Here is a 17,662-nt window from a genome sequence, read left to right as displayed (position 1 = left end):
TCAATTCCAACCAATGAAAAGTTAAGATAAGGGATATGCCTTCACTCTTGATAAGTTTTTGTCAAGAATGAAGGCATGACCCTGTCAATACTATTTTTGACAAATTTATATGCGCCATATATATATACAGATATGATAAACATAATAAAAAAACCTGCAGAATTTGATTTGGATCAGTTTTATAGCGATTATGAAACCGAACAAATACCTATGGTTGTAAATGGAAAAAAATTCAGCTTTCTTATACCAAAAACTATTGATCGTTTTATAAATAAAGATAATCTGTTTGATGAATTTCCGCTTTGGGCCAAGATATGGGAAGCAGCGACTGTTCTATCGGCTTATATGGCGGATCTACCGGTGAACCCTGCAAAGAGATTTCTTGAAATAGGTGCGGGTATTGGTGTTGTTGAAATTGTGGCTGCGAGTTTCGGGCACAGGGTATTGATGTCGGAACATAATCCTGATGCCTTGAAATTTGCCAGGGCCAATACGGCGATAAACAACTGTGATAATTTGGAAATTAAAGATCTTGATTGGAATAAACCGGTATGTGATGGACGTTTTGATCAAATAATAGGCTCAGAGGTAGTCTATAAAAAAAGTGATATTAAAAGTTTGTTAATGCTTTTTAATAAATGTTTAAAACCAGGCGGTAACATAACTCTGGCAGAAGGAATGCGTAAGACAGGTTTAATTTTTCTGGAAGAAATGGGGCAGTACTTTCATATCAAAGCAGGAAAAAGAATACTCCGCACAGATGACAGCGCTAAAGAGTTTGTTCTTTTCCAGATGAAAAGCAAGATAAATCCGACTTAAAAAAATATGAAAATAAAGTCAAAACTACCTGATGTCGGCATTACTATTTTTACTATCATGTCGAAACTGGCGGCTGAACATAATGCCATTAATCTTTCACAGGGTTTTCCTGATTTTGATGCTCCCGACAGGCTGATAGAACTTGTCGTTAAGTATATGCGCTCTGGTTTTAATCAGTATGCCCCCATGGAGGGAATTCCCGAGTTGAGATCACAGATAGCAGCCAAAGTCAAAAAAATATATGGAGCTGATGTAGATCCTGATAAAGAAATTACAGTTACTTCCGGCGCCACAGAAGCTTTGTATGCATCCATTAGCGCTGTTGTAAATCCAGGTGATGAAGTTGTTATTTTTGAACCTGCTTATGACTCGTATAAGCCGGCTGTTAAGCTGAACGGCGGTATACCTGTTTTTATACAGCTTAAGTTTCCGGAATATAGAATAGACTGGAATGAGGTGACGGAGGCTGTATCATCAAGAACAAAGCTTATAATATTAAATTCGCCGCACAACCCTACAGGAACAGTCCTGTCCGGGAAGGATATTAACAGTTTGCGGGAGTTAACCCATAATACTGATATTTTAATTATCAGCGATGAAGTTTATGAACATATTATATTTGATGGTCTCACCCATGCGAGTATGCTGCGCTTTCCCGAACTGGCTGAAAAAAGTTTTGTTATCAGTTCTTTTGGTAAAACATATCATACAACCGGCTGGAAAATTGGTTATTGTATTGCGCCTGAAATTTTATCAACTGAGTTTCGCAAGATCCATCAGTTTCTTACTTTTGCTTCCAACACGCCGGTGCAGTATGCTTATGCAGACATGATGAAAGAAAAAAGTTATTATAATAATCTGGCTATTTTTTATCAAAAGAAGCGGGACAAATTTATTTCATGTTTGGAGGCATCCGGATTAAGGGTCTTGCCTTGTTCCGGAACCTATTTTCTGATGGTGGATTATTCGGCTGTTTCAGATGAATCTGATTATACATTTGCAGAACGTATCACAACAGAATACGGAGTTGCCGCCATTCCTCCATCCGCTTTTTATAACAAAAAGCAGGATGATAAAGTATTGAGATTCTGTTTTGCAAAAAAAGATGAAACATTGGAAAAAGCAGCTGAAATACTTTGCCGTCTTTAAAGATTAAATCAGGAAAGAATTATGGATTTAAAAAATATAATTCTCGACAAAGGTGATATAAAAAGAATACTTACAAGGATTACCTGTGAGATAATTGAAAGACACAAAGGTGTCGGCAATCTGGTTTTAATCGGCATTCATACCAGGGGCGTTTATTTAGCGCAAAGAATAGGGAAAGGAATTGTTGATATTGAGGGGATTGTTGTCGAGTCCGGCACAATAGATATTACCATGTATCGTGATGACTGGACAAAGATAAGCAACCATCCGGTAGTAAAGACTACTAAAATACCATTTTCCGTTGACGGAAAACATATTATTCTTGTTGATGATGTCCTTTTTACAGGCCGCACTGTCAGGGCGGCCATGGATGCTGTTATCGATTTTGGCAGGCCTGATCGTATTGAACTTGCCGTTCTGGTGGACAGGGGATACAGGGAATTACCGATACAGGCTGATTATGTGGGTAAGTTTATAGAAACAAGGCAGCACGAAACAGTTAATGTGCTCTTTCAGGAGCATGATGACATAGATGCTGTTCTGATTGAGTAAGGGCTCGCGCAAAAATAACTTTACATTTTAAACGTCGATACATCCTGCCTGGCTGCGTTACGAAAGCGTAGAAATATCTTGATATTCCTACGCTTTCGCGCCTTGCCAGCCAGGCGCCTCAACACTTAAAATTGCTAACTTATTTTTGTGCGAACCCTAAGGATTATTTTTTTGAGTACACAGAAACATAAAAAAACAGCTCCGAAAAAAACCAGGATCGGGATAATAACTGTTTCTACTACAAGAACCATTGCCAATGACAAAAGCGGAGTCTGGATCAGTAAACAAGCCAAAAAAGAGGGGCATACTGTAGTTTTTCATCAGGTAATTCCTGATGAATCAGCCACCATTACAAAAACCGTCCTGGATCTGATCCAGGATCTGAAACCTGACGTTATAATAGTAACCGGGGGGACGGGAATAAGCAGCACGGATGTTACCATCGAGGCTGTCCGGCCCTTGTTTATAAAAGAACTTACCGGGTTTGGTGCTGTTTTTGCGCAACTGAGTTTTGAAGAGATAGATTCCGCGGCAATTTTATCCCGCGCCACAGCCGGAATTACAGGTAAGTCTGTTCTTTTTGCAATTCCCGGCAGCCTGAAAGCCTGTAAATTAGCCTGTAAGGCTCTTATTTTTCTTGAAATTGGGCATATTGTAAAACATATAGCAGAGTAAATGCTATTTTGAATTAAGTGCTTGTTTAAAAGCCTCAGGTAGAGTTGTCGCCCGGCCTTTATTATTTATGCATACCAGACTTAAACCAATGGTAGTTGCCGGTTTGTCGATATCAAGATTCCATATTTCCTGGTTGATTTTGAGACTTCTGCTTGAAATTTTGGTAAATTTGCTGCGAATTTCTATAGGATCATTATATCGCAGCGGAATGCGATATATGCATTTTGCTTCTGCCACAGCAAGGTGATTCCCAAGTTCCATCATTTTTGTGTATGGAAACCCTATTTCTTCGAGCATAGCTTCTCTTGCTGATTCAAAAAAATGATAATAATTGCCGTGATAAACCCCACCGCCCAAGTCTACTTCATATAGCGGTACCTTTGTTTGATATAAAAAAATTTTTTCCATTTTATTTCCTAATAATATTGTTTTGATCAAAAAGCCTTTGGGGCACAAGATTAACCCGTGGGTACTTGCCTACAGGATTTTTGTCAATCAATAATTTGCATCCATAAGCTTCCTCAAGATTTTTAAAGGTAATCACATCAGCAGGGCTTCCCAGGCCGGCTATTTTTCCGTTGTTAAGGAGCAGCAACCTGTTTCCATACATGGCGGCAAGATTAAGGTCGTGTGATATCATGATTATTGTTACATTTCTTTCGTGCTGAAGCTGTTCCATTAAATCCATTATTCGGATCTGATGAGCGATATCCAGGGCCGCCGTAGGTTCATCCAAAAGAATTATTTCAGTTTCCTGGCAGATTGCCTTGGCAATAAATATGCGCTGCCGTTCACCTCCGCTCAGATGCTCTATTCTGCGATCAATTAATTCCTCAACACCGGTAAAATCTAAAGCCTGTTTTGCTATTTCAAGATCTTCTTGCTTATCAAGTCCCAGCAGGCCAAGATATGGTGAGCGACCCATTAGAACCAGTTCCATTACCGTAAAAGGGAAATCCGCTGTAACCATTTGCGGAACAAGGGCGATTTTTTGGGCCAGTTTCTTACGTGAATATTTTTCCAGCTTTTTATCAAAAACAATTATTTCTCCTTGTTGCTGTTTAAAAATACCGGCTATGATCTTGATCAAGGTTGTTTTACCTGATCCATTCGGGCCTATGATAATAAAAAAATCTCCCTTTTGAACAGTAAAATCTATATTCTTCAATACTTGATAATCGTCATAATAATAATTCAGATTTTTTATTTCTATTGCCGCAGTCATAGCCCTGTTTATAATTTAGATTATATTTTAGTTTTTTTTAAAAGAAATATAAAGATCGGAGCGCCGATCATGGCTGTAATAACCCCTGCCGGCATCTCACCTTGATCAGGAAGTGTTCTTGCCATTAGATCGCAGACAACCATATATGTCCCACCCCCCAGGATGCAGGCGGGAACAAGCACCCTGTGATCTGATCCGAGGATGAGGCGTAAAATATGTGGAATCACAAGCCCCACAAAACCAATCAGTCCGCAATTACTTACTGTTGCGCTGACCATTAATGATGTTGTAATCAAAAGTGTCAGGGTAATCGCCTTTACACTTATTCCCATTGTAATCGCCATCTCTTTTCCAAGCAGGAGAATATTCATTGAATTTGAAAGCAGAAATATTAGAATAAAACAGGGGCAGAGTATTGCTGCAAGTATGCCGGCCTTATTGAGATCCGCAAGTGAAAGATCACCCATAAGCCAGAACATTATGTTATGCAGCCTGGAATCCTGGGTCATGGAGATTAGAAACATAATAACAGCGGAACAAAAAGAATTAACCATAACGCCGGCCAGCAAAAGGGAATCTTTTTTTAAAATTGAATGGCCGGATGAAATTATGATAATCAAAAACAGGATGATGATACTCCCGGTAAAGGATAGAAGGCTTACTCCGGGGAAACGCGACAGTCCCATTAATATTCCAAGAATGGCTCCTATGGCGGAACCTCCTGAAATGCCTAAAATATACGGTTCGGCCAGAGGATTTCTTAAAATAGCCTGAAAAACAAGGCCGCCCAAAGAAAGGGCTGCACCTACAAGCGCAGCCAGCACGGCTCTGGGTAAACGAAGGTGCAATATTATAGCTCTTGTCATGGAATCAGCATCTTCATGACCAAAGAATGCCTGGTAAACAGCCTTAATCCCTGTGCTTGTCGATCCGATTGCAAGCGCCGCCAGGATCACTATAAGAAGGATTATAAATAAAATTAAAGAAATAAGCGTAATCCGTTTTATAATGGAAGATCTGTTTACAGGCACTTGTTTGCCTCATTAATAAGTTCCGGGTGAATCAGCTTGAGTAGAAGTTCAAGGCCGTCCACAAGGCGGGGCGTTGGGCGGTCAAACAGGTTGGAATCTTCGAGAAAAATCCTTCCGGTTTTTACAGCCGGCATATTCGGCCATTTGTTCCATTCCGCTTTAACCTGTTCAAAAACAACTGATCGGGCCATTGATGTAATAATTATGATGTCGGGAGCCAGAGCCAAAACCTGTTCCCTGCTGAAACGCGGATAAGAAACCGGACCTTCCGCAAGATTCCTGCCTCCTGCCTTAATAATAAGTTCATGAATAAAGGTATCGGTTCCAACAGATACTATGGGAGCTATTCCTATTTGAAAAAAAATACCCGGTCGAAGATCTGTTTTTGCTATTAGAGCTTCAACCCTTTTTATTCTATGCCGCATATTTTTTGCCAGGGCATCCGCTTTTTTGGAGGCATTGAGTAACCCGCCTATTTCAACAACTGTATTTATTACTGTTTCAATGTTTTTCGGATTTACAGCATACACAGGTATGCCAATAGATTCAAGCTTGTCAACAGCTTCTTTCGGGTTGCCGTCCTTGATGGCGATGCAGAGATCCGGTTTCAGAGAGACTATCCTTTCCAGATCAAGGTATACATAAGAACCAACTTTTGGAAGTTTAAGGGCTTTTTTGGGAAAATCGCTGTAGGCTGTTACGCCCTTTAAGCGATTTTCCTGCTCAAGTGCAAAAATAATTTCCGTGATGCTTGGTGCAAGGGCAATCACCCGTTGCGGGGCGGCAGGCACAACAACCTGACGGCTAACCTGGTCGATTACGGTTTTCAGTTCAAACCCAGCGCCTGACAAAGGAAATATAGCTAAAAAAAAGATAAACCCGCAAAAAACAAGAATTTTCATATTCAATCCCCAAGCGTAATCAATCACCAACATTCTATAGCTTTTCAGACAATTAATCTCACAAGGATAAAGGGAAACCCTGAGTAGTGGCACGATGTATCGTGCCACTACTCAGGGTTTGACCGATAACTCAGTGAAATTATTTATTTGAAAAGCTATATTTTGTATGTTTTTATTTTACTTAACAGAGAAGGGTGGCTGATTTCAAGAAGTTTGGCTGATTTTGTACGGTTGCCGCCGGTAGATTCCAGAGCTCTTAGTATAAGCCTTTTTTCCATAATTTTTTGAGCTTTTTTTATCGAGAAACCCTTAAAAAAATCATCAATTCTGGCGGCGCCTGCTTTGATACCAAATTCCCGGGGAAGATTTTCCGGAAGAATAATTTTTTTTTCTGAAAAAATTACAGCCCGTTCAATGATATTTTCAAGTTCTCTCACATTTCCAGGCCACGAGTGCTTTATAAGTAGTATCCGCTGAATTTCGATAATAACATAGTATATCAGCATTGTTCATATATTAATCATAGAGAATTTTAATCTAAAATTTTAAGCTCATTTGTGGTATTTTAATTGAATTTTGGTAAAAAACGGCAAATTGTTAACACCTATAGACGCACCTCTCCTATCCGCATATTTTTTAAAATCAACTATTTTTGATAAAATCCTTGTTCGGCTTATGCCAGCCCGAGTTTCATCAGTTTTTTTTCTTCAATCTTTTCTCCCATTAGAAGCTGAATAAACTTTTTAAGATTATAAGCGGTTTGACAAAGCAATGACCATATACGGTCTCCTTCAAATCCTCTATAAAGACTGCATCCAAAACCTCTAATATTTTTTGCAATAGCTATGAAACCTTCTGTTGCTGAACGGGCTTTACAGCAAAAACTCTGTTTTTCTTCGGATACATCTTTTTTACGCCCCAAAAAAACGTTACTGATATTGTCTGCAATTTTAAAATTACCATTGCTTCTGTAACCAAGGTCGGTAATAATATTTTCCGGTTCGCCTTTCATCCGTTTTTTGAACTGTTCGAGTGTTCCAGCAAAAAGCGTTTTATCATTTGGATTACCGATAAAATTTTCAATGGTAATCATGAATCCTTCCCTATTGAAAGTCATTTCCATTGTTGTGCCGAATTCACACTTCGGATGCTCTTTTCCTTTTACAATCGGGCGGGCATCCGGTTCATCAATGGATACAATCCGGTTTTTTATCTGTTTTTTACCTTCGAGTTTTTCTAAGGTTTGTGCTTCAAGAATAGTAAGAATAGCAAACATATTGTCAGCTTTTATTTGTTTTTTCTTTGTGGTCTTTAATGATTCAACTTTTTTATCAAATATTTTTAGAGCAGGAATAAATAATATATTAAATTTGAGTAACCATTCCAAACGGTTTTGTTTTTTGTTCAAAAAAAATTCTCGCCATAATTTTTTTACTTCATTATTGTCCCACCACAAGGAGATTTGATGCAAAACGGCAAATTGTTTCATTTTGTCAAAAGCTTTAAAAATTAAATGTACATCATTTGGATAGATAACGTTATTTTTCAATACGCTTGAATCTATCATAGCATTATCACCCTGTATTATCCCAGCTTTGCGTAGAACCTCAAAAACTTCTTTTTCTATAATTTCAACACCTTCTTCACCTATACGTTTTCGAAATACACATATAGAACTCGGATCCAGGCATGTTTGCAATTCCTCATTTGTGATGTTACAAAAATATTGAATATAGTGGTTTTCTTTTATATGCTTAACCATTTGCCTATCACTTAATTGATAGTATTTTATACAAATCAAAATCGCTGTCATCATCCTGAGAGATTTTCCAAAAGCACCCTGACTGGTGTTATAAAATTTACACAACTTTGTAATCATTTTTTGCCATGGAATTATCCCACGGATAATAACCAATTCCTGAACTGGATTGGTTATATTTGCTTTCACCCATTCATCAGAAAGAACTTCTTCAAAAGTATTTTTTATCATCAGAATACCTCCTATCCTTTTTAGAGTGCTTAAAATACCATTTAGCTGCAATTTAAAAAATGGCATATACTGCTATGGATAGCAAAGCATTTCTTTCATAAAAAAGAAATTCAGCAGATACTAAGTATAGATAATGCTCCGGGCGATATTTCCGATATGTTTTTGTTGAATTTTTTATTGAACTTTTCAAGGAAATGGTTGCTTAAAATCGGTATATCTTCAATACGATCCCTCAATGGAGGAATATTTATCGGTAAAACATTAAGCCTGTAAAATAGATCCTCACGGAAGGCTCCTTTTTTTACTTCATATTCGAGTTTTTTTGATGTGGCGGCAATAACACGGACATCTATTTTCCTTGTTTGCGAATCACCTAAAGGTCTAATTTCGTTTTCCTGTAAAGTACGGAGAAGCTTTACCTGCAAATTTAAGGAAAGCTCTCCGATTTCATCAAGAAAAATAGAGCCCATGCCCGCTTCTTCAAAAAACCCTTTTTTGTCTCTATCCGCGCCGGTAAAAGCGCCTTTTTTATAACCAAAAAATTCACTCTCAAGCAGATTATCCGGGATTCCTCCACAATTAACAGGAACAAAAGCTTTCTTTGTTCTAATACCGTTGAAATGCAGAGCTTTTGCAATCAGCTCTTTGCCTGTTCCGCTTTCTCCCTGGATTAAAACGGTTGAATCGTATTCGGAAGCTTTTTTGGCAAGCCTGAAAACAGATTCCATTTTGGCGCTTCCGGCAATCATGCTGCCGAAGCTATAACTATCTTCAATCTTCCGGAGCCGTTCTTTAAGTTTAAAGTTTTCATGTTTAAGGTTTTCCCGTTCCTCGGCTTTTTTCAGAGCCAGCAGAACCTCATCAATATTAAACGGTTTTGATATATAGTCGTATGCGCCCTGCTGCATGGCTTTGATGGCGGTATCGATTGTGCCATAGGCGGACATCATTATAACGGTTGTCTCCTTGATTTTGTCCCGGACCGAATCAAGGAATTCCATTCCGCTCATATTGGGCATTTTAAGATCACAAAGAATAAAGGCGTATGGTTTTAATTTTTGGATGGAGTTATTTACTTTCTGCAAGCCTGCTTGACCGTCGGGAGCGGTATCAACCATATACCCTGACCGTGCAAGCATAGCAGAGAGCATGTGACGCATATTTTTTTCGTCATCAATTACCAATAGTTTCTTCTTAAAAGGTTTGGTCTTTACGGTTTTTTTTTCATTCATGGCGTCGCCTCAGAAGTGATGATTTAATAAAGGCAGGGTAATCGATATTGTTGTATTATATTCGCTGCTTTTAACTTCTATCTTTCCACTCATTTTATCGATTATCATAAAACAAACATAAAGACCCAAACCGGTTCCTTTGCCAGGCTCTTTAGTTGTATAAAAGGGATCGAAAATATTTTCAATATCAGCTTCGGAAATTCCCGGGCCATTATCCGTAAACATGATTTTCAGCATTTGAACCGGCTCGGCTGCTCCAAAGAATATTTTTTCAATATTTTCAGTGGTTATATATATTTTTCCTTTTATCTTTTCAGGAGAAGAGGCTATGGAATCAGAGGCATTGATAATCAGATTCATAAAGACCTGTCTTAATTGATTTGAATCTGCATTAATAGTATCTTTTGCGGCAGCTAAACGGAGTTCTATTGTTATACCCGACAACCATGGTTGTATCTTAGAGATTTGTGATATGTCATTTATAATTTCATGCACGGAAATGTTTTTGATATTTTCCTCTGAAGTTCTTGAAAAATCAAGAAGCTGCCGGATTATTGTATTAATCCTGTTTATTTCATCTTTTGCTCGATGTAGAAAATCGTTTTTTTCATTATTGCTGATGTTCTGCTGCTTGAGCAGTTCCAGATAACCGATAATTATGCTGATCGGATTCCCGATTTCATGGGCAATACCGGCTGACAAGCGGCCTACGGAAGCCAGCTTTTCCGCCTTAACGAGTTCCTTTTGAGCCTCCTTGAGTTTTAGATTTGTTTTTTCAAGAGACCTTACAGTAACCCTGAGCTTCTCCTTGTCATTGGCAATCCGTTGTAACATGCGGTTTAAGGAAGAAGAAAGCCGGCTGAACTCATCACTCTCTTTTGCATGTATTAAAAACATGTCCCCATCTTCCCTGAATTCTTCAGCATTGTTCAGCAGTCTTTTGAGTGGCGTTACTGTTGCCCGGGAGATTCGTTTGACACTGATAAATGTTAATATGGCTGTGTTTATTAACAGGTAGATAAAAATGATCTTTTGGGTCTGCCCGGTCTGATTATATATTTTAACAAGATCGAGGACTATACTGACGCTTGCCGATGAATCTTTATTTATGGATAGAGGAGAGAAAATAATTAGATATCGCTGTTCTTTCCATAAAACACCCCAAATCGAACCGGATCGGATTGAATCAGAAAATGAAATTATTCTTTTTTCAGTCAATCCGGCTTTTTTGCTTAGAACCACAAGCTTGTTCCGATTGATTTCACACTTTCCGAAAAAATATTTTCTTTTTTGCATATCTATAAACAATGCAAAGTTAAAGCCTGATTCTTTTAAAAAAGTACGGAATAAACATTTGGTTTTAATACTAAAAAAACTATTTTCTTCTTCTGCAGACTGCTGCAGACTGCTCTCAAAGGCGGAAAGAAGGAAAAACCCTTTTAAAATTTCTGATTTTAAAAGAACTTTTTGATCCAATTTTACAATAACCAGATCTATCAGGAGCATTCCGATAAATAAAAAAAAAGCCGTATTGATTGTAAAGTATGTTTTTAATCGTCCGGCAAACAATTTGACATCCTTTTGCTTCTTGCCGGAGAGCCGCCCCCCATATTCTTTGGGTGTAATGAGATAATCAACAACTGTTTTCAATCTCCTGAACCAGTTGCTGAAACTTGCCGGCAAACTCATTGCATATTGTTTCCAGGCCATTCAGCTTGTTTGTACGCGCCTGATCATCAATCTCTTTAGCCAATTCATAGAAATCAGTAAGCCCAAGATTGCCGGACGCGCCTTTTATGGAATGAGCTCTTTCATGAATTATATCCGCATCATTATTATCGATGGCTTCCTGCATAGCCTTAAGATCAGATGAGGTTGCGCCTACATATAATTCCAGCAACTCTTTTACATCTTCAAGATCCAAACCGAGGTTAGCGACCAAATCTTCAGTTTTCATAAGTCCTCCTGAAAAAATTATACATTAATTTGTCATTTCCAACTTATTATCTGCTAATAAAAAAATAACTTTAATTTTTTATTCTCTTAAATACTATATTTTGAATCTTAAAAATGTTATAAATTAAAAGTATATAAAGTATGAAAATCCTTCCTAAGGGAGCTATTAATATAAATGTCACAAGAAAATGATATTGTTTTGATATATTGCGAAGATAAGCCTTTGACCTTCGCCAGAATAGAAGAAATTTTACCTGATCATAAAAAAGACTGGTATCATGTTAAGATGCTGATACTGCAAATACCGGTTCAAACCGTAACATGGATTTTGCGAAGCGCTTATATTGACGGCGCAGAATTTACAATGAACGGCAAAAGTATGCGTCTGAAACCTGTGATCTCTCCTGAAGAGGACCAAAAAAAAGAGGACAAAAAAACAAAAACCCAGGTAAAAATGAAAAAAAATGCAACAAAAGCAGGTAGTTCCAGGGTAATTTCCCTGCCAAATAGAAGAAAACCAAACAGAAAAAAGCATTAATACCTAAATATTCAGATGCAGCCTGCAAAAAAGATAGTAATATCCGCCTCAAGAAGAACAGATATCCCCGCCTTTTATTTGAAATGGTTTGCTGAACAGATCAAAAAAGGTTTTTTCAAAACAACCAATCCCTACAACGGGCATATTTCTATAGTTCGGGCCACTCCCGACAAAGTACATACGATAGTTTTCTGGTCAAAGAATTTCAGACCGTTTATTAAAAGCGGTTTCGGCGCAATGCTGCAAAAAAAAGGATATAACCTTTTTTTTAACTTTACTATAAATTCCTGCGTTCCCTTACTTGAACCTCACGTGCCTCCATTAAATGATCGTCTTGATCAACTATCATATCTTAGCTCTCATTTTAATCCTGAATCGATAAACTGGCGGTTTGACCCTATATGCTTTTATAAAACAGGCAGCTGTGAAACAGAAAACAATATGCATGATTTTAACCGCATCGCAAAATACGCCTCAGAGTGCGGCGTAAAAAGATGTATCACCAGCTTCATGGATCATTATACAAAAATCAAAAAAAGAGCGGCATCCATAAAGGGCTTTTCATTTGTTGAGCCGCATTTTGACAAGAAGGTAAAGATCCTTCTGAATATGGAACAGGAACTTAAAGCACTTGATATAAGACTGTTCATCTGCTGTGAAAAAGAACTTCTTGACGGACTGCCCAAGGATTCAAACATCAATGCAAGTTCATGCATACCTAATGATCTGCTTATGAGATTATACGGAGGGGGGCTTTCCCTGAGAAAAGATACAGGACAAAGAATAAAACAAGGCTGCGGGTGCAAAATTTCAGTCGATGTAGGATCATACAGCATGCATCCGTGCTATCACAACTGCCTTTTTTGTTATGCAAATCCCTCTTCCAGGAAAAACTGTAAATCGGAGGCGCTGGAATGAAAATCGGTTCCGTTAAACTTGATAATATAACAATTATGGCTCCTCTGGCAGGAATTACCAATCTCCCTTTTCGGCTGCTTGCCAAAGAAGCCGGAGCGGCTCTTGTCTGCTCAGAGATGGTCAGCGCTAATGGTCTGGTCTATAAATCCCAAAAAACGGAACAACTCCTTGACAGCCTTCCCGCCGAAAAGCCTCTTTCGGTTCAGATCTTCGGCTCTGATCCGGCCATTATGGCTGAAGCAGCCCGCATGGTCGAGTCCGTGGGAGCCGACATGATTGACATAAATTTTGGATGTTCAGTTAAAAAGGTACTTAAAACAGGATCAGGCGCAGCCTTGATGAAAGACCCTGATAAAGCGGCTGCGGTTATAACGGCTCTACGCCAGGCCGTAAAGATCCCTGTTACCATAAAAATCAGATCAGGGTGGAACAAATCAGGAAAAGATGCTATGAAGATTGCCGAAATAGCTCAGGAAAGGGGTGCGGATGCCATTACCGTACATCCTCGAATGGCGACACAGGGTTTCAGAGGTAATGCAGACTGGCAGGTTATTGCAGACGTTAAAAAGAATATTTCAATTCCGGTAATCGGAAATGGGGATATTGCTCATCCTGACGATGCTTTGCAAATGCTTAAAGAGACTGGCTGTGACGCGGTTATGATAGGCAGGGCAGCAATCGGGCACCCATTAATTTTTAAACAAATCCTGGCGCTGCTAAGGGGAGACCGGTGTGATATAAATCTTGTCCACCGCTTTGCAGTTATGGTAAAATATCTTAAAAATTCAGTGGAATATTTTGGAGAAAAGCATGCCTGCCGCATGATGCGCAGCCGGCTTTGCTGGTTTGTCAAAGGTTTGCCCGGCAGCGGCAGATTTCGCAAATCAATTAACAGGATATCGTCCGAGGGTGAAGCTTTAGGCTTGATTAAATCCTATATGAAGGTATTACAAGATGATCGATCTATATAGATTGTCACATAAATAATTTCACTGCGTTATCGGTCGTTGGAGTATTACAATACGCCTTCCTCCCTCTGGCCTTGTGAAATTTATTATCTGACAATCTATAGATTGTCAGATAATAAATTTCAATGCGTTATCGGTCAAAATCTTCGATCAACGTACTACAGGTACGAATATTTAAGATTTTTCCTTATTAGTCAATTTCATCTTCCCGGTTGTATGCTGCTCTAACTCTGGTTGTGATTCCGCCCCGGGCTGTAAAATCACCTTCAATCTGCATATCAAACGGTGCAAGGACCTTAACCAGATCATCCAGAATACGATTCACCAGATGTTCGTAAAAAACTCCTGCATTCCTGTACTGCAGCAGATAAAATTTTAGTGATTTCAATTCTACGATTTTAGCATAAGGTTTATAATTGATTGTTATGCATCCGAAATCCGGGAGTCCGGTCATGGGACAAACAGATGTAAATTCCGGTTGCTTAATGGTAATGTCGATATTTCTTTTGCCGTGATATTTATATTCTATAACCTCAAGGATATCGGTTTTGATGTTCTCCATGGCGCCAATATTTTTTTTTGAATTATTATGCATCATATTTTTCATTATTATCCAGAACATCCCTGATAGCACAGGCTATTTCATTTATAGCGAATGGTTTCATTATAATCTCTCTTATGCCTGCCTCACGAGCCTTTTCCTTGGTGATATTTGCATTATAGCCTGAACAAAGAATAATCGGGATCCCCGGTCTTATAATGCTTATCTGCACTGCAAGCTCTATACCCGTCATCTTGGGCATTGTCATATCCGTAATAACTATATCGAAGCTGTCAGGATCCGCCCTGAATATTTCAAGGGCATCCGTTGGTGTGGTTTTTGCGACAACTTTGTAACCTAATCCTTCCAGGATTTCCTGGCCAAAATCTATTATCTGTTTTTCATCATCTATGTAAAGGATTTTTTCATTACCATTGGGAATATTTTTATGAATTTCGAGTTTTTCATGTATGTTGGAATCAACTGTGGGAAAAAAAATCTGAAATATTGTTCCTTTGCCAGGTTCACTATCAAAGATTATGGCTCCCTTACATCTTTTTACTATCCCGTGGATAACCGCCAGGCCCATGCCCGTACCTTTCCCCGGGCCCTTTGTTGTAAAAAACGGATCAAAAATTCGATCCATGATTTCAGGCTTGATCCCTTCGCCATTATCACGAACAGTAAGTTTTTGATAACGGCCGGCCTGCAGGTCGGTATGTCCCGCCGCTCTATCCTGATCAATATCCACTTCAGCCAGGCTGACCTCCAACAACCCTTTATTATCAGGCAGGGCATGGGCCGCATTTGTACAAAGGTTCATCAGGATTTGATGTATTTGAGAAGGATCTGATAAAATTGAAGAATTGATCTTTTTTATGTCCGTACGAATTTCAATGGTTGTCGGCAGAGATGATCGCAGCATCTTGAGGGCTTCTTTAACTATTGGGTATATTCTGGTCAGGGTAAGCTTCTGTTTATCCTTGCGGCTAAAAGCGAGAATCTGTTTTACAAGATCGGTCGCCCGTCCGCTGGCCTTAAGCACCTGATCAAGTTTGCCGCGCAGCGGATCTGTCTCTGGCATATCCAGCAACGATAGCTCCGTATAGCCCACAATAACACCCAGGATATTATTAAAGTCATGTGCTATACCGCCTGCCAAAGTGCCTATTGCCTCCATTTTCTGGGAATGCAGAAGTTGTTCTTCCAACTGTTTTTTTTCAGAATCTCTTTTCCTTAATGATTCGTACATATTATTAAAAGCATCGGCCAGTTTGCCTATTTCATCCTTTGTATGAATCGGAATTTTGTCTATTACCCCATGTTCACCAAAGGCATTAACTCCCCTGGTTAACTGGTTTAAAGGTTTAATAATCGACTTAAGGATAAAAAAACCAACAATGGAACCTGCCATCCAAAAGAAAAGTGCTATATAGATACTTCGTATGCAAAGAGATAGAAGCCGGCCATGCAGAATTCGCTTGCTAAGCAGAACCCTTACAAAACCGATGGTTCTGACATTATTCAAAGGCATGTCCTGATCAAAAAACAAGGATTCATCATTTGTGGAAGTCTCCACCGAAACCACTTTGGACCAGAATCCTACACTATCCTTATGATCTGAAAAAAATGCAGTATTATACGCCTCTATATTTTTAAAAATTTTATCAGATATATTCTCATAGATATTGATAGTTTTGTTATACTTGTCATAATTGGATTTTTTATTGTTTATTAAGATTTCTCCTGCCTTATTATAAACAGTCACCATGAATACTTCCTCTTGCTGAAAAATACCGTCAACAGGATTTTTTAAAAGGTCGATATTTTCCGAAAAAACCCCTATTTTAGCATTATACGCAAGAATATTTGCCAGTATTTTACCGTTGTTTTTCAAAGCCTGCTCCATGGCTTTGCTCTGGAAATGCATAAAAAATCCGGTAAACCCGATAGAAACAAGGAATGTAAAAACGGTAAAGAGGATAAAAATTCTTATACCGAAGCCTTCCTTAAATGTTTTAATTAAATTCAGGTTCATCTATGTCCCAAAAAGCATTAAAATTATGCTTGTTAACCTTTATTTCCAACTTATCAGCTATTTTTTTATTCAACGATATAACCGGCTTCCTGACGTCAATATGTTTATTCAATGATTTTTTATGACTCTTTAAAATTTTCTTTGCCAATTCACCGGCCTGACGTCCGATATCGTAAGAATCAATTCCGATTGACAGCAAGGCTCCCATTCCCAGATAATTTTTAGAAAATGCAATTACAGGTATTTTATTATTCATGGAAAAAAGGAATAAAAATTTAATTGTCTCAGGCATTAGCACAGAGGTATCAGGAAACAGCCAGAACAGATCGATTTTTCCCTGCATCTCCATTATTCGTGAAGCTGCGTCTTTAGGGTCGTTAATAGTTTTTTTAATCAGATTTATGCCCGCATCCCAGGCTGCCGCTTCGGCTCTTTTAATCATAAAACCTGTTTTTTCAGGGTTATATATAACTCCAATATCTTTAGCGTCAGGAAAAATTTTGACAATTATAGAAAGTTGATCTTTCTGCGGGATATTCATGCTTATACCGGAAATATTCTTTGCATCGGAAGAAATTACAGATTTTGGATCAAGTACCATGAAATATACGACAGGGATGTCCCTGGTCTGCTTTACTTTAGAAAGTGCAGTTGCTCCTATTGCAAGGATCATATCCGGGCGTAGCGATTTTATTTTATGCGTAATATCAACGCCTTTGTAATCAGAAAGGACAAAGCGTCGAATATTTAATTTGCATATCGATTCAAACCCCTTTAAAGCTTGCTCATAAGGGGCGATCCTGATGCTTTGGACTGCCAGGATTTTTTCGGCTGAAGCAGCAGGCACAGAAAAAAAAAGTATTGACATTGTTACAATGAACACGTAATTTTTCATTTAAATGTATATTTTGCAGTACCCTGTAGGTTTTTTAAATAAAAATTCAAAATATAAATTTGCAAATAATAATATTGCAACTAATTTAAAAGATTGTTATTAATAACTTAACAAGTCGCAAAATATATTCCTATTCTATATAATAAACAAATAATTTAGTACTTACATATATCTAATATCTCTTTTCCATTCCTTTTAAAAGAGTTTTTAGGAATTTTCTCAAAAAACAGAAG

The 17,662-nt window shown here is 38.3% G+C and carries 19 protein-coding genes; 7 read left to right on the top strand and 12 right to left on the bottom strand.

Annotated elements, in window-relative coordinates:
* Positions 1–168 precede the first annotated feature (168 nt).
* The 4 genes from BuS5_RS16835 to BuS5_RS16820 all read left to right on the top strand — a co-directional run bounded on the left by BuS5_RS16835 (position 169) and on the right by BuS5_RS16820 (position 3,195).
* Positions 169–819, top strand: coding sequence for a class I SAM-dependent methyltransferase (locus BuS5_RS16835; RefSeq protein ID WP_198012309.1), 651 nt, complete (start codon positions 169–171; stop codon positions 817–819).
* 6 nt (positions 820–825) lie between these two features.
* Positions 826–1,968 (top strand): methionine aminotransferase, encoded by a 1,143-nt coding sequence (locus tag BuS5_RS16830; protein WP_027354763.1) that lies wholly within the window; start codon positions 826–828, stop codon positions 1,966–1,968.
* Positions 1,969–1,989: 21 nt separating this feature from the next.
* Positions 1,990–2,520, top strand: a complete 531-nt coding sequence (gene pyrR / locus BuS5_RS16825; RefSeq protein ID WP_027354762.1) for a bifunctional pyr operon transcriptional regulator/uracil phosphoribosyltransferase PyrR — start codon at positions 1,990–1,992, stop codon at positions 2,518–2,520.
* 171 nt (positions 2,521–2,691) lie between these two features.
* Positions 2,692–3,195: a MogA/MoaB family molybdenum cofactor biosynthesis protein gene (locus tag BuS5_RS16820; RefSeq protein ID WP_027354761.1), complete on the top strand. Its 504-nt coding sequence runs from the start codon at positions 2,692–2,694 to the stop codon at positions 3,193–3,195.
* Positions 3,196–3,198: 3 nt separating this feature from the next.
* Here the strand turns inward: BuS5_RS16820 and BuS5_RS16815 are convergent, their stop codons facing one another.
* From BuS5_RS16815 to BuS5_RS16775, 9 genes are all read right to left on the bottom strand, one after another.
* The gene (locus tag BuS5_RS16815) at positions 3,199–3,603 is read right to left on the bottom strand and encodes an acyl-CoA thioesterase (protein ID WP_051375079.1); all 405 of its coding nucleotides are present in this window, start codon (positions 3,601–3,603) and stop codon (positions 3,199–3,201) included.
* 1 nt (position 3,604) lies between these two features.
* Positions 3,605–4,420 carry an ABC transporter ATP-binding protein gene (locus BuS5_RS16810; RefSeq protein WP_035266159.1) on the bottom strand — a complete coding sequence of 272 codons (816 nt, stop codon included), beginning with the start codon at positions 4,418–4,420 and terminating at the stop codon, positions 3,605–3,607.
* 20 nt (positions 4,421–4,440) lie between these two features.
* Positions 4,441–5,451 (bottom strand): FecCD family ABC transporter permease, encoded by a 1,011-nt coding sequence (locus BuS5_RS16805; RefSeq protein ID WP_035266157.1) that lies wholly within the window; start codon positions 5,449–5,451, stop codon positions 4,441–4,443.
* The gene (locus tag BuS5_RS16800) at positions 5,442–6,353 is read right to left on the bottom strand and encodes an ABC transporter substrate-binding protein (protein WP_035266155.1); all 912 of its coding nucleotides are present in this window, start codon (positions 6,351–6,353) and stop codon (positions 5,442–5,444) included. Before BuS5_RS16800 ends, BuS5_RS16805 begins: the two co-directional genes overlap by 10 nt.
* Before the next feature lie 155 nt (positions 6,354–6,508).
* Entirely contained in the window at positions 6,509–6,790 is a 282-nt protein-coding gene (locus BuS5_RS16795; protein WP_035266152.1) for a helix-turn-helix domain-containing protein, read from the bottom strand.
* Between the two features lie 236 nt (positions 6,791–7,026).
* Positions 7,027–8,343 carry a transposase gene (locus BuS5_RS16790; protein WP_274427662.1) on the bottom strand — a complete coding sequence of 439 codons (1,317 nt, stop codon included), beginning with the start codon at positions 8,341–8,343 and terminating at the stop codon, positions 7,027–7,029.
* 110 nt (positions 8,344–8,453) lie between these two features.
* Complete coding sequence (locus BuS5_RS16785; RefSeq protein ID WP_051374633.1) at positions 8,454–9,575, bottom strand: sigma-54-dependent transcriptional regulator; 1,122 nt, start codon at positions 9,573–9,575, stop codon at positions 8,454–8,456.
* A gap of 9 nt (positions 9,576–9,584) precedes the next feature.
* Positions 9,585–11,225, bottom strand: a complete 1,641-nt coding sequence (locus BuS5_RS16780) for a sensor histidine kinase (protein ID WP_027353334.1) — start codon at positions 11,223–11,225, stop codon at positions 9,585–9,587.
* Positions 11,209–11,532 carry an Hpt domain-containing protein gene (locus tag BuS5_RS16775; RefSeq protein WP_051374634.1) on the bottom strand — a complete coding sequence of 108 codons (324 nt, stop codon included), beginning with the start codon at positions 11,530–11,532 and terminating at the stop codon, positions 11,209–11,211. The genes BuS5_RS16780 and BuS5_RS16775 overlap by 17 nt, the downstream gene beginning before the upstream one ends.
* Positions 11,533–11,706: 174 nt before the next feature.
* Between BuS5_RS16775 and BuS5_RS16770 the strand changes: the two genes are divergently transcribed.
* Genes BuS5_RS16770 through dusB form a run of 3 tightly spaced genes read left to right on the top strand, consistent with a single transcriptional unit; the run spans position 11,707 to position 13,958 of the window.
* Positions 11,707–12,069: a hypothetical protein gene (locus BuS5_RS16770; protein ID WP_027353335.1), complete on the top strand. Its 363-nt coding sequence runs from the start codon at positions 11,707–11,709 to the stop codon at positions 12,067–12,069.
* A gap of 15 nt (positions 12,070–12,084) precedes the next feature.
* Positions 12,085–12,987: a DUF1848 family protein gene (locus tag BuS5_RS16765; RefSeq protein WP_035264686.1), complete on the top strand. Its 903-nt coding sequence runs from the start codon at positions 12,085–12,087 to the stop codon at positions 12,985–12,987.
* A complete protein-coding gene (gene dusB, locus BuS5_RS16760; RefSeq protein ID WP_027353336.1) occupies positions 12,984–13,958 on the top strand; it encodes a tRNA dihydrouridine synthase DusB in 975 nt (324 codons plus the stop codon). Before BuS5_RS16765 ends, dusB begins: the two co-directional genes overlap by 4 nt.
* A gap of 187 nt (positions 13,959–14,145) precedes the next feature.
* On the opposite strand, the gene queF is transcribed toward dusB, so the two are convergent.
* From queF to BuS5_RS16745, 3 genes are read right to left on the bottom strand one after another with little or no spacing between them, the layout of a single operon-like run.
* Positions 14,146–14,562 (bottom strand): preQ(1) synthase, encoded by a 417-nt coding sequence (queF, locus tag BuS5_RS16755; RefSeq protein ID WP_027353337.1) that lies wholly within the window; start codon positions 14,560–14,562, stop codon positions 14,146–14,148.
* Positions 14,543–16,534, bottom strand: coding sequence for an ATP-binding protein (locus BuS5_RS16750; RefSeq protein ID WP_051374635.1), 1,992 nt, complete (start codon positions 16,532–16,534; stop codon positions 14,543–14,545). Before BuS5_RS16750 ends, queF begins: the two co-directional genes overlap by 20 nt.
* A complete protein-coding gene (locus BuS5_RS16745; protein WP_198012199.1) occupies positions 16,515–17,402 on the bottom strand; it encodes an ABC transporter substrate-binding protein in 888 nt (295 codons plus the stop codon). The genes BuS5_RS16750 and BuS5_RS16745 overlap by 20 nt, the downstream gene beginning before the upstream one ends.
* Positions 17,403–17,662: the final 260 nt, after the last annotated feature.

It is taken from the genome of Desulfosarcina sp. BuS5, from assembly GCF_028752835.1.
GTDB lineage: Bacteria > Desulfobacterota > Desulfobacteria > Desulfobacterales > BuS5 > BuS5.
This window is presented reverse-complemented; position numbering and strand designations above follow the sequence as displayed.